Source organism: Amphritea atlantica, assembly GCF_900111095.1.
In the GTDB taxonomy this organism is placed as follows: domain Bacteria; phylum Pseudomonadota; class Gammaproteobacteria; order Pseudomonadales; family Balneatricaceae; genus Amphritea; species Amphritea atlantica.
Window position 1 is genome coordinate 15,427 of sequence record NZ_FOGB01000009.1, and the last position, 15,466, is coordinate 30,892.

Below are 15,466 nucleotides of genomic sequence, written 5' to 3' on the forward strand. Positions count from 1 at the left end.
GCTTTTATTTATAAAGCATTGATTTTTAATGCTTATATTATTAAGAGTTAAGCCAGCCAGCAATAATATTTGCCAGTTTAAGCGGTGCTGTCAGCGGCATCATGTGCCCCTCTCCCGGCACCGTAATCAGTTCTATCGGTTGTACAGCTTCATAGACTACCCGACGACTATAGCCTACAGACAGCACCTCATCCTGTTCCCCCTGGACCAGAGCCAGTTGGAACGGATATTTACGTTTCATAATCCCCGCTCTGTGACTGAACAGGCTGGCCAGTGTTTTGAATGGGTAGTCCAGCACCAGCATCGGGTCATGATTTATCAACATCCCTGCCGGATGCCCTGCCAGCAGATGATCATAATCCACCATCCAGGCCAGCGGTAACCGCATCCCCGGAAACAGCATCGCACTCCCCCAGGTCCACTGCCAACCCAGCAGGTGAAACAGGTCAGGGGGTACTTCCGTTGTCAGCAGCGTGCCACAAACCACCTTACTGATCCGCTCATCATTCTCAGCCGCAGCTACCGCCAACAGCGCACCGATTGAGTAACCATAGATAAAATAGGGGCCATCATAGCGCTGCTCCAGAGCATCAATCACCAGAGAGACAGATTCCTGCACCGACTCAACGGTATAGACTCCGCGCTCACCACCGGAGTATCCATGGCCTGGTGGATCAATCGCCACAACATTAAAACCCCGCTGAGAAAGTGACCAGAGCATCTCAGCATAGAGCTCACCATAGGTGCCAATACCGGGCAGAAACATCAGTACCGGAGAATCAATTCCGTGTTCATAGATCTCACAATGGATAGGCAGCTCGCTGACATGGAATGTTTCACGCTTAGCCAGATAGGCGCCACTGCCCAGAGCACGTTGCAAATCCTCCCGGCTGGGGCAGATCTCCCCTCCTGTCGGGGTTGGTTTCAAGAGCGGTTCAAGAATTCCCATTAACGTTGACACTCCGGACAATAGACAGTGGATCGCTGACCCAGACGGATCTCTTTCAGTGTTGATTTACAGTGATGACAAGGTTCACCGCCACGACCGTACACATTCAGTTGCTGCTTAAAGTAGCCGGGTTTACCATCACCACCGACAAAGTCTTTCAGCGTGGTCCCCCCCTGCTCGATAGCCCGGGCCAGCACTATCCTGATCTCTTCTACCAGGCGTTTCAGTCGCTCAGCAGAGATATTACCTGCGGCCCGTTTGGGGTGGATACCCGCACTGAACAACGCCTCGTTTGCGTAAATATTACCCACCCCCACCACAACCTGGCTATTCATAATAAACTGCTTGATCGCCTGCTTGCGACCGCTGCAGCGCTGTTGCAGGTATTCTGCAGTGAAATCGCTGCTCAGCGGTTCAGGCCCCAGCGCTTCGAGTAACAGATGCTGCTGCCCTGCGGGCTGCCACAATACCGAACCGAACCGGCGCGGATCAGTCAGCCGCAACGCCATACCGCTATCCAGAACCAGGTCGACATGGTCATGATAACCCGCTGGCTGATCTGAAGACACCATATAGAGACTACCAGACATCCCCAGATGGATCATTACCGAACCACCCGGCAGGTTGATTAGCAGGTATTTACCCCGGCGGGTGACCGAATGGATGCGCCCCCCTGTTACCCATTCAGACAACTGCTCAGGAACCGGCCAGCGCAATTTCGGCTGACGCACGGTGAGCGCAGTGATCGTACGCCCTTCAATGTGTGGTTCGATACCCCGGCGGGTGGTTTCAACTTCGGGTAATTCTGGCATATTCAACAGGCTTCAGAGTGAATCGGTTCAGGTGTCTCCAGACACAAAAAAACCCGGACCAGCCGGGTTTTTTATGCTTAGCTCAGATTATTACTTAATCTTAGCTTCTTTGTACATAACGTGCTGACGAACAACTGGATCGAATTTCTTCATTTCCAGCTTATCAGGCGTAGTACGTTTGTTCTTAGTAGTGGTGTAGAAGTGACCAGTACCTGCAGATGAAACCATCTTAATTTTATCGCGCATAATCGTGCTCCTTAAACTTTAATGCCGTTCTTACGAACTTCAGCCAGCACAACATCGATACCTTTCTTATCGATGATACGCATACCCTTGGAAGAAACACGCAGACGGACAAACTTCTGCTCGCTCTCTACCCAGAAACGGTGCCAGTGCAGGTTCGGCAAAAAGCGACGACGTGTGCGGTTCAGTGCGTGGGAAACATTGTTTCCTGTTACAGGACGCTTGCCTGTAACCATGCAAACTCGAGACATGGAAAATACCTTTTAACGTTGTTTATGTAGCCTCTATCAGATACTTATTGGATCTGAAACCATAGATCCCCGCTAAAATGGGGTGGCTTCAATATCCTCAGGCGGTGCGTCCAAACCAAAGACAATAACCCGTACCGGTGGATAGAAGAGCGCGCATTGTACAGAAAACAAACGCTAATGGCTACATAAGCTTACAATTTTATTCTGCATCAGATCAGCCCTCTTTCTGCCAGAGAGACGGTGACTCCGCTGCCCACGACCATATGATCCAACAGGCGGATATCCACCAGACTCAGCGCCTCTTTAATCCGTTGAGTAATATGCTGGTCGGCCATACTGGGTTCAGCAATTCCAGAGGGGTGATTGTGGGCCAGAATCATCGCGGCGGCATTATGACTCAGTGCCAGCTTTACAACCTCACGGGGGTGTACGGTGGCGCTGTCAATGGTGCCCTTAAATAACTCCTCAAAGCAGATAACCCGGTGTTGGCTATCCAGCAGCAGACAGGCAAACACCTCACGACTGCGATCACTCAACTGCAGCTGCAGATAATCCCGCACCAGGTCGGGTGATGTCAGCGCAGAATCCCGCTGTAACTGCTCAGCCTGACAGCGGCGACTGATCTCCATAACCGCCTGCAGCTGAACATACTTAGCCGGCCCAAGCCCGAGCTGCTGACAAAACGTCTGCTGATCCGACTTTATTAACGCTCGTAAACCACCAAACCGTGTCAGCAACTGGCGAGCCAGATCTACAGCACTGCAGCCTTTGACACCCGTGCGTAGAAAAATTGCCAGTAGTTCGCCATCTGACAGGCTCACAGCTCCCTGCCGTAACAGTTTTTCCCGGGGGCGTTCAGCCTCCGGCCAGTCAGTAATCGCCATTATCACATCCCTGTGTCATCACTGATAAATGAATTTTACCCAACCATTGTAGACCAGCCCCCTGCAATGCGCTGCAGGAATGTAACTCGCTACCGGATAGTGGTATCGTATGGCTCCCACATTACCGCAGATGAATAGTTACCCGGTATGCAGAGACTCACTAACAGACAGATTGTATTAGGTATTACCGGCGGCATCGCTGCCTATAAGAGTGCCGAACTCACCCGATTACTCAAAGGTGCCGGCGCTGACGTTCAGGTGGTGATGACCCCGGCAGCCACCGAATTCATTACCCCTCTGACCATGCAGGCGCTCTCCGGAAACCCTGTGCATCAGCATCTGCTCGATCCCGAAGCGGAAGCAGGCATGGGCCATATTGAACTGGCTAAATGGGCCGATATGGTTCTGATCGCACCCGCCAGCGCCGATTTCATGGCGCGTTTAGACGGGGGCCTGGGAAATGACCTGCTCAGCACAATCTGCCTGGCAACTGAAGCCCCTATCGTACTGGCTCCGGCGATGAATCAGGCCATGTGGCGTGATCAGCAAACTCAGCGCAATGCCGCCAGTTTAGAAGGGAAAGGGGTGCGTCTGCTGGGACCCGGGATCGGTGATCAGGCCTGTGGCGACACGGGCCCCGGGCGAATGCTCGAACCCGCCCAGATCGCCCAGCAAACGGCAGCACTGTTCGACCGGGGATCACTCAGCGGTAAGCGGGTCTTTATTACCGCAGGCCCCACCCGGGAAGCGCTGGACCCGGTACGCTATATCAGCAATCACAGCTCCGGCAAGATGGGCTACGCCCTGGCTGAAGCAGCTGTAGATGCGGGAGCAAAAGTCACGCTGATCAGCGGACCAGTTAACCTGACAGCCCCCCAACGCTGTGAACGAATCATGGTTGAAAGCGCTGAACAGATGCTGGCCGCAGCGCTTGAACATATCGATGAGTGCGATATCTTTATCGCCTCTGCCGCAGTTGCGGATTTTCGCCCCGTTGCGGTCGCTGAGCATAAGCTGAAAAAAGGCACCGAAGAGATTATGGAGCTGCGACTGGTGAAAAACCCAGATATCGTTGCCAGTGTCGCTGCCCGGCAGAATAAACCTTTTACGGTGGGTTTTGCAGCCGAAACCCGTGATGTTGTCCATTATGCGCAGGATAAGCTGAGCCGTAAAAACCTCGATCTGATCATTGCCAATGATGTCTCCCGTAGCGATATCGGCTTTAACAGTGATGATAACGCAGTGACCGTGGTCAGCCACGATGATGTCCAGCAACTGCCGCTGAGCAGCAAACGCCAGTTAGCGGCTAAACTGATTGAGATCATCGCGGCGCATCAGGAGAGCTGAAGCGGCGCCAAAAACGCTGAAGCATCCCGGCACATCCCCAGCGCAATAGTTTCCAGGAAATGTAGCTTCCAGGAAAAATAGCTTTTAGGAAATTGAACCGTTGAACCGGCAAGACCTCAATCCAGCGATCTTTCGCGCCTACGATATCCGCGGAATCTATCCGCATAGCCTGAACCCGGACAGCGCCTGCCAGATCGGGCGGGCCATTGGCAGCGACGCGCGTGAACGGCAGCAACAGCGTCTCTGTGTTGGCCATGACGGTCGCCTTTCCAGCCCGGAACTGAGCCAGGCACTGATCAGCGGATTGCGGCTAAGTGGTATCGATGTAGTTGATCTGGGGATGGTGCCAACCCCGGTTTTATATTACGGCACCCACGCACTGAACACCGGCTCAGGCGTGATGGTCACCGGCAGCCATAATCCGGCTGACTATAACGGCTTTAAGATTATGCTGGCGGGGCATACCCTGTCCGGCGACGAGATCACCGACCTCCATCAGCGCATCCAGTCCTCCCGGTTTACCCATGGCTCGGGCGCCCTGCTCTCTCAGGATATCAGCGAGGCCTACCTTAAGCGGGTATTACTGGAACGGCGGTTGCGCCGCCCCCTGAAGGTGGTGGTCGATTGCGGCAACGGCGTCCCCGGTCCCTGGATCGTCAGGCTTTTGCAGCGTCTGGGCTGTGAAGTGACCGCGCTGTACTGCGATGTGGATGGGACTTTTCCCAATCACCACCCGGACCCGGAAAAAGCTGAAAATCTGGCAGACCTGATCACTGAAGTCATTGAAACAAAGGCAGATATCGGGCTGGCACTGGACGGTGATGGCGACCGCCTGGCAGTAATCAGTGACAACGGAGTTAGCATTACCCCGGATCAGTTGATCTGCCTGTTCGCGCAGGACCTGTTACAACAACACCCCGGCGCTGAGATCGTCTACGACGTTAAATGCTCGCTAAACCTTCCCCTGCTGATTGAACAACAGGGGGGTAAAGGCGATATGTGGCGTTGCGGCCACTCCATGATCAAAAACCGGATGCGGCAAACCAACGCCCTGTTCGGCGGCGAGTTCAGCGGCCATCTGTTTTTTGCTGATCAGTGGTATGGCTTTGACGATGGCCTCTATGCCGCAGTCAGACTACTACAGTTGCTAAGTGACTCGGACAAATCCGCCGCTGAGCTGTTCAGCCAGTTCGCCACGCTGCCCTCCACCCCGATGATCAATATCGCGGTCAGCGACGAGGACAAGTTCCGCATCATTGAACAGTTAACACAGCAGGACTTTTCCCCGGCCCGGGTCTGTAATACAGACGGTTTGCGGGTAGAATACAGCGATGGCTGGTTTGGCATCAGACCATCCAATACAACCCCGATGCTGACGCTCAGAATTGAAGCACTCACCGTAGTTGCGCTGCAGCGGATCAGTCAGTTGCTGGAGCAGAAACTGAAACAGGTAATTCCTGACTTGCAAATCCCTGAGTTAGCGGTTACAAACTACACAAACCCTACAGATAGAGACGATACTCATGCCACTGTCACGTAAAGATGCGATGAATACCGCCAACGTGCTAAGCGAAGCACTCCCCTATATCCAGCAGTTTGCAGGTAAAACCGTTGTCATCAAGTACGGCGGTAACGCGATGATCGATGACAGACTGAAGGACAGCTTTGCCCGCGATATCGTGATGATGAAACTGATCGGTATTAACCCGATCGTTGTTCATGGGGGTGGCCCGCAAATTGGTGAGCTGCTGGATCAGCTGGCCATTGAATCTCACTTTGTTAACGGCATGCGGGTAACCGACTCAAAAACTATGGACGTGGTTGAGATGGTGCTGGGCGGCATGGTTAACAAAGATATTGTCGGCCTGATCAATCGCAATGGCGGCAAAGCGATCGGCCTGACCGGCAAAGACGGCATGCTGCTGGGCGCCCGAAAACTGAAGGTAAAACATCAGTCTCCGGAGATGTCAGCACCAGAAATTATCGACATTGGTCATGTTGGAGAGGTCGATCACGTCAATATCAAAGTCCTTGATATGCTGAGCAATTCAGACTTCATTCCGGTCATCGCTCCTATCGGCGTTGGCAGCGATGGCGAATCCTACAATATCAATGCCGACCTGGTTGCCGGTAAAGTGGCTGAAGTGATGCAGGCGGAAAAACTGATCCTGCTGACCAACATCAGCGGCCTGCTGGATAAAGAGGGCAACGTTCTGACCGGCCTGACCACCACACAGGTTGATGCACTGATAGAGGATGGCACCATCTACGGTGGCATGCTGCCCAAGATCGACTGCGCCCTGAGCGCCGTTAAATGCGGCGTGAACAGCGCCCATATTATCGATGGCCGGGTTGAACACTCCTGCATACTGGAACTCTTCACCGATGAAGGTGTGGGTACCCTGATCACCAACCAGCACCGGAAGGTTCAAGAGTAATGGATGCCGAACTAACCGAAAAGCCGTCACGGCGTGAACAGATTCTTCAATCTCTGGCGATGATGCTGGAAAGCGATCCCGGCGCACGCATCACTACCGCCGCTCTTGCCCGGCATGTAGGTGTTTCAGAAGCTGCGCTTTACCGCCACTTTCCCAGCAAAGCCCGGATGTTTGAAGGGCTTATCGCGTTCATTGAAGACACCATGTTCAGCCGCATTAACATCATCACCGGTTCTGATGCCAACGGGATGAAACAGTGCGAGCAGATTCTTACTCTGCTGCTGGCATTTGTGGAGAAGAACCCGGGGATGGCACGGATTCTTACCGGCGACGCCCTGTCCGGTGAAACCGACCGGCTGAGACAGCGTATCAATCAGTTCTTTGAGCGTATGGAAACCCAGTTGAAGCAGATTCTGCGCACCGCCGAACAGACCGAGGGGCTGCGTACCCAGCTGCCCAGCGGGGCGACTGCCAACCTGATGCTGGCCTGCGCAGAGGGGCGCATCCGTCAGTTTGTCCGTAGTGAATTCAAAGCCCGGCCAACGATCAACTGGACCGATCAGTGGAGTATTCTGGCGGTTGCCGCCAGCCGCTAACATCCGGAATTCGATTCAGCCTGAGGCACTCTGACAACGTGATCATCGAACAACTCAGTCTGGTGGTGATTTCGCTGCTGGCCAACGCCCTTTCGGCGATGGCTGGCGGCGGTGCCGGTCTGCTTCAACTGCCAGTACTGCTATTTCTCGGGCTCAGTTTCAGCACCGCACTGGCAACCCATAAGATCGCCAGTGTAGCACTGGGAATTGGCGCAACCCTGCGCCATCTGCGGGAAAAATCCCTCAACCGACGCTTCTGCCTGTTTATACTTGCATCTGGCCTGCCGGGCGTGATCACCGGCGGTATACTGGTGTTGCAACTGCCGGAATCGCTGACCATTCTCAGTCTTGGACTACTCACCACCGGACTGGGGCTCTATTCAATCTTCAAAACTCAGCTGGGCATGACCCACCAGCCCTGTAACCGTCACTTTTCAGGTATGTTACTGGGTGGACTGGTGCTCTGTCTGATCGGAATTCTCAACGGATCGCTGACCTCAGGAACAGGGCTGTTTGTCACCCTGTGGCTGGTTCGCTGGTTCGGGCTGGACTATAAAACCGCTGTAGCGTACGTCTTAATCCTGGTCGGTCTCTTCTGGAACGGTTCAGGCGCAATAACGGTTGCCCTGCAACAACCGCCCCATTGGGAATGGCTGCCAGCCCTGATTATCGGCGCAATCATTGGCGCTTATACCGGCACTCATATCGCACTGGTCAGGGGGAACGGCTTGGTAAAGCGGGTCTTTGAAGCGCTGACAATCATCGTTGGGGTTAAGCTGATTTATGATGCGACACTACTGTTTTAGGGCGTGACGACTACCCTGCTGAGCCAGACTATCGCGGCAATGTCCCTCATGCCGGTCACATTCATGATCCAGCTGGCGCTCAGCTAACCGCGCTTCCACCAGCCGACGCGCCTCTGCCTGCTGAAACAGAAACCCACTGGGTGCCACCAGTTGAATACCCTGCTCACCAATTTCAGGTAATGCCTGCTGAAGATAGCGGATAGTGACCGGATAAGGGTGACAGATCAGTACAGCAAACCCTTGCTCCTGCGCCAACTTCAGACCATAGCGGAACTGCTTATCAATAAAAGCAGTATTCTGCTCATGATCGAGAAAAACATCGCGCACCAGCCAGGGGATACCTTTTGAATAAGCTGACTTCCAGGCCGTTGTCTGACTGGTCGTGCGGCTATCCAGAAAGAACAACCCCTGCTCAGCCAACACCCCCATCACCCAGTCCATTTTCGAGCGCTGCTGGGTTAACAGACTGCCCATATGGTTATTCACACCCGAAACATGGGGAACTGAAGCGATATCATCCCGCAGAATACGTTCCAGCTGTAACTGGTTCTGGTTCTCGGTTAATGCACCCGGCCCTAACCTGAGATGTGCCGTATTTGCCATCGGCGCATGCAACATGACCTCTTTCCCCAGGCTATATGCTTTCTCAGCCAGTGCAACGCTGTGGGGAGTGTGGGGCAGAACAGAATAAGCAACCGGTCCTGGCAGATCAATCGCGGCCAGCCCTTTTTCCAGACTATTGCCCAGATCATCAACGATAATAATCAGCCGCGCCGGACCTGTTTCAGCCCTGACGGGCTGAAACAACAGCAAAAGCAACATCAGCCCAAGGCAATAAACGGTATGCCTTTTAGGCTCAAAAGCGCGGCTCACTGAGCCTGAGTACCGTCTTGTGACTGACGTGAAGCCGCCGATTTGACGATAGCGAGCCCCTTAAGCAGATTCAGTGCCTCATACAGCTGGAAATCATTTTCAACGATGGACACCAGTGGCTCGCTCGAATCGGGCTCTTTTGCCCGGGTGTTTTCCAGATGACCACTGAGGTCGCGCTCTTTAATGAAATTCCCTGACTCTTTAAGATTAACATCCGCCTCAGCCACATAAACATCAGGTACAATCCCCTGAGCCTGAATCGAGCGTCCAAGCGGAGTATAGTAACGGGCGGTGGTCAGTTTAAGTGCCCGCTGCCGGGTCAGCGGCAAAATGGTCTGCACCGATCCCTTACCAAAACTATCAACTCCCATAATCACGGCACGACCCTGATCCTGAAGTGCACCCGCAACGATCTCAGACGCGGAGGCCGAGCCCTGATTGATCAGCACAACAATCGGTACGCTGTTATCGATCAGAGTCTTCTGCGTGGCGTTATAGCGCAGCTCGGAATTGGCAACCCGCCCCTGGGTATAGACAATCAGCCCCTGATCCAGAAACGCATCGCACACATCTACCGCTGCCCGCAGTACGCCACCGGGGTTGTTACGCAGATCCAGGACTACACCGCTCAGCTCATTTTCCGCTTTAAGCTTTGTGATGGCCGACTGCAGATCCTGACCGGTATTCACCTGGAACTGGGTAATACGCAAATAGCCGATACCGCCATCCAGCATCCGTTGTTTGACACTGGCAACGCGAATAATGTCGCGAACCACAACAATCTCCAGCGGCTTATCTTCGCCTTCACGCACCACCGTCAGCACCAGTTCTGAGCCGGGTTTACCACGCATCAGTTTGACTGCATCGGCAAGCCCCATACCCTGTACCGGCTGGTCTCCCAGCTTAATAATCAGATCGCCAGCTTTCACGCCAGCCCGTTGTGCCGGGGTATCATCGATCGGTGCAATGACCCGGATAAAGCCATCTTCCAGGCCAATCTCAATCCCCAACCCGCCAAATTCACCGCTGGTGTGGCTTTGCAGATCGGAGAACGCTTCAGGCTCAAGATACGCAGAGTGTGGGTCCAGACCAGCCAGCATCCCCCGCACTGCATCTTCCAGCAGTTTGGCGTCATCAACCGGTTCAACATAGGCATTCTTAATACGTTCAAACACTTCGGTAAACAGACGGATCTCTTCCAGCGGGATGGTTTTAGCCGCCTCATCTTCCGGTGTTGCAGTCGCAGCAAACAGAGGGGTTGCCAGCCCACTCAGCAGACAGCCCAACAACAGAGGTTTAGTCAGGCAGGATAGCTGTTGCTTCAGCGTCATGGTTAATCCTTTTATACATCTGTTAAATATTAAGACAGCATAACCGCTACGGCTACCTTCTCGCCAGCCATTTCAACGGATCTGTAGAATTTCCTTTATAGCGGACAGCAAAATAAAGGCCCGAATGGTTACTACCGCCACTATTGCCCACCGTGGCCAGTTGATCCCCTGCGGAAACCCACTCGCCAACCTCCCGTAATAGTGATTCATTGTGACCGTAGAGACTCATATACCCCCCACCATGATCCACAATTGTCAGCAATCCATAACCCCTTAACCAGTCGGAAAACACCACCCGACCATGATGGATCGCTCTGACCGGCTGACCCGCCTTTTGTTCAACCAGTATCCCTTCATAGCGGATACCATCCCGTTGACTACCAAAGCGGCGACTCACTCGCCCCTGTGCCGGCCAGGGCAACTTCCCTTTCAGCTCTTTGAATGAACGCTCATCACCACCAATCGAGATCTTTTCAATCGACTCACGAATCTGAGCCAGCAGTTTTTCCAGACGCCGCTGGTCAGCCTGCATCGATTTAAGTTGTTGACCACCATCGTTAAGTCTGGACTCGAGCTTGCTCAACACCACACGACGCTCCTGCCGCACCGATTCCAGATCATCAGAGCGGGCTTTAAGCAGATCGCGACGATCAAAAATATCCTGTTGCGCTGAACGGATCTCCTGCTCAGCCCTGTCCAGTTGCTCCAGCCCCTGACGAAATGATTCAAGACGTTCACTCAGGGTTTTATTGATCCGGTCATAATAGTGCAGCATGCGGGACACCTGTTCCGGATCACGCTGATTCAGTAACAACTGCAAGCGGGGCTGATGACCCGCCTTATACTGCTGTCGCAGCTGCTGCTCAAGACCGGCAGCCTGCTTTTGCAGCCCCGCCAGCAGAGGTTTTTTCTGCTGTTCCAACTTGGCTAACCGCTGCTCCGCCCCCTTAAGCTGGGTATTCAAACGCAGAATCTCCCGCGCCAGTTCCCCAATATTCTTATCGGTCCGGCGCAACGCCTGTTGCACAGAGGAGCGCTCTCCCTCTAATGCTCCCAGTGTCTGCGTCAGTTTGGCGATCGATTTTCTCAGACTGACGATCTCTTTTTCGGTAGCTTTTTCCTGCACAGCATAAAGCGCCTGCCCTGGCAAAAGCAGCAGTGTCGAAACCAGCGAAACAATAACAGCGGTACGTAATTTTATCGGCATATACAGAAAGGCCGTTCAATGAACGGCCCCGATCCCTACCCCAGCTCAGCCAGTGACTGACCGGTCATCTCTTCCGGTTGTTCCAGCCCCATCAGCGCCAACAGCGTCGGTGCCAGATCACAGAGAGCACCATCATTTAAGTGCAGTTGTGAACGGCGCGGACCATCATATACCAGCGCCACCGGCCATATCGTATGCGCCGTATGCGCCTGTCCTGTTTTCGGATTAACCATCAGCTCAACATTACCATGGTCAGCGGTAATCAGGGTTTCACCCGCAACCTTCTGCATCGCCTCCAGCACCCGACCGATGCACTGATCGATCACCTCAACCGCTTTCACCGCCGCAGCAAAATTACCGGTATGACCCACCATATCCGGATTAGCAAAGTTACACACAATCAGGTCGAAGCGACCACTTCCGATCGCTTCAACCAGCTTATCGGTGACCTCAGGGGCACTCATCTCTGGCTTGAGGTCGTAGGTCGCAACATCAGGTGATGGCACCAGAATCCGCTCTTCCCCCTCGTAGGGTTGCTCCTCACCGCCATTAAAAAAGAAGGTGACATGGGCATATTTCTCAGTTTCTGCAATACGCAACTGAGTGCGCCCCTGTTTCGCCAGAAAATCCCCCAGGCTGTTGAACAGTTTAACCGGCGGATAAGCACAGCTGGCCTGAATATCGGACGCATACTCCGTCATCATCACATAGTCAGCCAACTTTGGCGTTACACTGCGGACAAAGCCGTCAAAGTCGGTATCGACGAAGGCACGGGTAATCTCCCGGGAGCGATCCGGCCGGAAATTAGCACAGATTACGGTATCGTTATCCCGTACCAGACCCTTCGGCTGACCATCGTCCCCGATAATCGTTGTTGCCTGTACAAACTCATCATTCTCATCCCGCTCATAAGCATTGTGCAGGGCATCCAGCGCTGACGTTTCATAGCAGGGGGCCACACCGGCGGTCATCGCATCATAAGCCAGTTTAACCCGGTCCCAGCGGTTATCCCGGTCCATCGCAAAATAGCGGCCAACGATTGTGGCGATAGCACCGACACCTAACTCATCAAACTTTGCCTGCGCCGCTTTGATAGAGGCCTCGGCACTGCGCGGTGGCATATCACGTCCATCCAGAATGCCATGCAGGAAGACCTGTTTAGCCCCGCGCTTAACCGCCATCTCCAGCAACGCGAACAGATGCTCTTCATGACTATGGACGCCACCCGGCGAAAGCAAGCCGGTAACATGCACCGCGCCCCCTGCTGCAACCGCCTTATCGATTGCCGCCACCAGCACCTCATTGGTAAACAGCGTCCCCTCTGCAATCGCTTTGCTGATGCGGGTAAAATTCTGGTACACCACCCGGCCAGCACCGATATTCATATGCCCGACCTCGGAGTTCCCCATCTGCCCTTCCGGTAAGCCAACGGCTAAACCTGAGGTAGCAATACGACTGTGAGGCGCACTGGCCATCAAACGATCCCAGTTTGGCGTATTAGCCGCGGCAATGGCACTGGATTCGGTTTGTTCCACACCGAAGCCATCGAGAATAATTAATGCTTTTGGGGAGCGCTGTTCAGTCATAGAGGTCTTTTCACTCAGAGTTATTTTAATGCGAAGCTGTCAGTTGAAGCTGCTTTTTAACACGGGTTCAATGGCGTGCTATTTTACTGACAAAACGCACTAATGGCTAATTATCCCGGGATTACCGCCGCTGAGATCCCAAGAAAATAGCTGTCAGATCGGATATCCCCGACATTGATCATTTTTCCTCAGCTTTTCCCCCTCCCGACTGTTACCAGTTTCGCTTTGGCAAGGTATACTTACCGCCTTTAAAAACGATCACCGTTAATCACTATCACCGCGATTCGCGATTAATTCCGCAATTTCGCAACTGGCCGGATACAGAGAATGGAACAACTGCTCGAATTCATCACTAACAATATTATGCTGGTAGCGGCCTGGGGTCTGACCCTGGCGATGTTACTGTGGACAGAACAGAATAAAGCAGGCAAGTCCGTCGGCACTCATGAAGCCACCCGGCTGATCAATAAAGATAATGCCGTCATTCTGGATATCCGGCCAAAGAAAGAGTTTATCACCGGCCACATTACCGATGCCGTACATATTCCCGTATCTGAACTGGATAAACGTATCACCGAACTGGATAAACATAAGCAGAAGCCGATCATCGTTGTCTGCAACATCGGCCAGACTGCCGGAGCGGCCAGCAAAAAGCTCAAAAATGCGGGCTTTGAAAATGTTGTGCGCCTGTCCGGTGGCATGACTGAGTGGAAAGCCCAGAGCCTGCCGGTTATTAAATAGTTATGCCAACGATCACAGTTTACAGTAATAGCTGGTGCCCCTATTGCCGCAGAGCCAAAATGCTGCTGCAACACAAAGGTGTCAGTTTCGACGAGATAGATGTTGAGGCTGTCGCGGGCGCTCGCCAGGAGATGATTAAGCTCAGCGGCCGCACATCGGTCCCTCAGATTTTCATCAACACACTTCATGTCGGCGGATGTGACGATCTGTTTGCCCTGGAACAGCAGGGAAAACTTGATCCGTTACTGGCCGGTTAACTCATTTTTAAAGGAACATAAGACCATGGCAGAAAATGACAACAACACCCAGGAACAGCAGGCTCCTCAGTTCGCAATTCAGCGTGTTTATCTGAAAGATTCCTCTTTTGAAGCGCCGAATTCCCCCAAGGTGTTCACCAAGCAGTGGCAGCCAGAGATCAATCTGGATATGAATACAGCCACAACCACGCTGGATAACGGTGTTTTTGAAGTAGTTCTGACCCTGACGGTTACCGCTAAGAATGACAGCGATACCGCTTTTCTGGTTGAGGTTCAGCAAGCGGGAATCTTTACCGTGACCGGGCTGGGTGAAGCGGAACTGCATCACACACTGGGTGCATTCTGCCCGAGCATTCTGTTCCCATACGCTCGGGAAGCGATTGATAATATGGTCAACAAAGGCAGCTTCCCTGCACTTATGCTATCGCCAGTTAACTTTGATGCTCTGTACGCACAGCAGATGCAACAGAAAGCTCAGGCTGAAACTGAAGAAGCGCCACAGCACTGATAAATCAATGCACAGCCAATAATCCGATTGCAGCGATGCAATCGGATTTTTTCGTTTTAACGCAGCAGGATCGCATTCGATCAACCAGACACAGCGTCTGGAAAAGCTGAGCCCCCCCTTTAGCTATTGCCGCCAAAGTCCAGCTGGCGCCAGGCTTCATAGACCATGACTGCTACGGTATTCGACAGATTCAGACTGCGGCTATCAGCGTTCATCGGCAACCTGAGACGCTGTTCAGCGGGCAGGCTCTCAAGCACCTCCGCTGGCAATCCGCGGGTTTCCGGCCCGAACAGCAACACATCCCCGGCAGAAAAACTCACCTTCGCATAGTTCTGACTACCCTTTGTCGTCAGGGCCCAGACCTTACCCGGTTCCAGTTCCAACAGACAACTCTCCAGATCGGTATACCGTTTCACCCGGGTAAACTCATGGTAATCGAGACCGGCACGACGCAATTTTTTATCGTCGAAGTCAAAGCCCAACGGCTCAATCAGATGCAGATGAAACCCGGTATTGGCGCACAGACGAATGATATTTCCGGTATTCGGCGGTATTTCGGGCTGATAAAGCACAACATGAAGCATAAAAAATCCCTGACTCACTACAAGGCAGGGATTATAGCTGAATCTCCGGAAGG

At 53.1% G+C, this 15,466-nt stretch carries 18 protein-coding genes; 8 read left to right on the plus strand and 10 right to left on the minus strand.

The annotated features are described in order from the left end of the window. Positions 1-40 precede the first annotated feature (40 nt). From BMY09_RS14455 to radC, 5 genes are all read right to left on the minus strand, one after another. Positions 41-949, minus strand: a complete 909-nt coding sequence (locus BMY09_RS14455) for an alpha/beta hydrolase (RefSeq protein WP_091359718.1) — start codon at positions 947-949, stop codon at positions 41-43. Then, positions 949-1,761, minus strand: coding sequence for a bifunctional DNA-formamidopyrimidine glycosylase/DNA-(apurinic or apyrimidinic site) lyase (mutM, locus tag BMY09_RS14460; protein ID WP_091359721.1), 813 nt, complete (start codon positions 1,759-1,761; stop codon positions 949-951). The genes BMY09_RS14455 and mutM overlap by 1 nt, the downstream gene beginning before the upstream one ends. 90 nt (positions 1,762-1,851) lie before the next feature. After that, positions 1,852-2,007 (minus strand): 50S ribosomal protein L33, encoded by a 156-nt coding sequence (rpmG, locus tag BMY09_RS14465; protein ID WP_019622531.1) that lies wholly within the window; start codon positions 2,005-2,007, stop codon positions 1,852-1,854. Positions 2,008-2,018: 11 nt separating this feature from the next. Beyond that, on the minus strand, positions 2,019-2,255 hold the full coding sequence (gene rpmB, locus BMY09_RS14470; RefSeq protein WP_091359723.1) for a 50S ribosomal protein L28: 237 nt from the start codon (positions 2,253-2,255) through the stop codon (positions 2,019-2,021). Between the two features lie 209 nt (positions 2,256-2,464). Then, positions 2,465-3,139, minus strand: a complete 675-nt coding sequence (gene radC, locus BMY09_RS14475) for a RadC family protein (RefSeq protein WP_091359726.1) — start codon at positions 3,137-3,139, stop codon at positions 2,465-2,467. Between the two features lie 147 nt (positions 3,140-3,286). On the opposite strand from radC, the gene coaBC reads away from it, so the two are divergent. The 5 genes from coaBC to BMY09_RS14500 all read left to right on the plus strand — a co-directional run bounded on the left by coaBC (position 3,287) and on the right by BMY09_RS14500 (position 8,326). Further along, entirely contained in the window at positions 3,287-4,486 is a 1,200-nt protein-coding gene (gene coaBC / locus BMY09_RS14480; protein ID WP_091359730.1) for a bifunctional phosphopantothenoylcysteine decarboxylase/phosphopantothenate--cysteine ligase CoaBC, read from the plus strand. Positions 4,487-4,586: 100 nt separating this feature from the next. Then, positions 4,587-6,026: a phosphomannomutase/phosphoglucomutase gene (locus tag BMY09_RS14485; RefSeq protein ID WP_091359733.1), complete on the plus strand. Its 1,440-nt coding sequence runs from the start codon at positions 4,587-4,589 to the stop codon at positions 6,024-6,026. After that, the gene (argB, locus tag BMY09_RS14490) at positions 6,010-6,924 is read left to right on the plus strand and encodes an acetylglutamate kinase (protein WP_091359736.1); all 915 of its coding nucleotides are present in this window, start codon (positions 6,010-6,012) and stop codon (positions 6,922-6,924) included. The genes BMY09_RS14485 and argB overlap by 17 nt, the downstream gene beginning before the upstream one ends. After that, positions 6,924-7,520: a nucleoid occlusion factor SlmA gene (gene slmA / locus BMY09_RS14495; protein ID WP_091359740.1), complete on the plus strand. Its 597-nt coding sequence runs from the start codon at positions 6,924-6,926 to the stop codon at positions 7,518-7,520. Before argB ends, slmA begins: the two co-directional genes overlap by 1 nt. 38 nt (positions 7,521-7,558) lie before the next feature. Then, positions 7,559-8,326 (plus strand): sulfite exporter TauE/SafE family protein, encoded by a 768-nt coding sequence (locus tag BMY09_RS14500; protein WP_091359745.1) that lies wholly within the window; start codon positions 7,559-7,561, stop codon positions 8,324-8,326. On the opposite strand, the gene BMY09_RS14505 is transcribed toward BMY09_RS14500, so the two are convergent. Genes BMY09_RS14505 through gpmI form a run of 4 tightly spaced genes read right to left on the minus strand, consistent with a single transcriptional unit; the run spans position 8,315 to position 13,323 of the window. Beyond that, entirely contained in the window at positions 8,315-9,148 is an 834-nt protein-coding gene (locus BMY09_RS14505; protein ID WP_091359748.1) for a divergent polysaccharide deacetylase family protein, read from the minus strand. The two genes, BMY09_RS14500 and BMY09_RS14505, sit on opposite strands and share 12 nt — an antisense overlap. Positions 9,149-9,195: 47 nt before the next feature. After that, a complete protein-coding gene (locus BMY09_RS14510; RefSeq protein WP_091359751.1) occupies positions 9,196-10,530 on the minus strand; it encodes a S41 family peptidase in 1,335 nt (444 codons plus the stop codon). 52 nt (positions 10,531-10,582) lie between these two features. Then, complete coding sequence (locus BMY09_RS14515) at positions 10,583-11,737, minus strand: murein hydrolase activator EnvC family protein (RefSeq protein ID WP_091359753.1); 1,155 nt, start codon at positions 11,735-11,737, stop codon at positions 10,583-10,585. Between the two features lie 35 nt (positions 11,738-11,772). Further along, on the minus strand, positions 11,773-13,323 hold the full coding sequence (gpmI, locus tag BMY09_RS14520) for a 2,3-bisphosphoglycerate-independent phosphoglycerate mutase (RefSeq protein ID WP_091359756.1): 1,551 nt from the start codon (positions 13,321-13,323) through the stop codon (positions 11,773-11,775). Between the two features lie 327 nt (positions 13,324-13,650). Here gpmI and BMY09_RS14525 point away from each other — a divergent pair, with 327 nt between their 5' ends. From BMY09_RS14525 to secB, 3 genes are read left to right on the plus strand one after another with little or no spacing between them, the layout of a single operon-like run. Further along, positions 13,651-14,064, plus strand: a complete 414-nt coding sequence (locus BMY09_RS14525; RefSeq protein ID WP_091359759.1) for a rhodanese-like domain-containing protein — start codon at positions 13,651-13,653, stop codon at positions 14,062-14,064. Between the two features lie 2 nt (positions 14,065-14,066). After that, on the plus strand, positions 14,067-14,321 hold the full coding sequence (gene grxC / locus BMY09_RS14530; protein ID WP_091359762.1) for a glutaredoxin 3: 255 nt from the start codon (positions 14,067-14,069) through the stop codon (positions 14,319-14,321). A 25-nt stretch (positions 14,322-14,346) separates the two neighbouring features. Further along, positions 14,347-14,829, plus strand: a complete 483-nt coding sequence (secB, locus tag BMY09_RS14535) for a protein-export chaperone SecB (RefSeq protein ID WP_091359764.1) — start codon at positions 14,347-14,349, stop codon at positions 14,827-14,829. Between the two features lie 119 nt (positions 14,830-14,948). Here the strand turns inward: secB and trmL are convergent, their stop codons facing one another. Then, entirely contained in the window at positions 14,949-15,413 is a 465-nt protein-coding gene (trmL, locus tag BMY09_RS14540; protein WP_091359767.1) for a tRNA (uridine(34)/cytosine(34)/5-carboxymethylaminomethyluridine(34)-2'-O)-methyltransferase TrmL, read from the minus strand. Positions 15,414-15,466 lie beyond the last annotated feature (53 nt).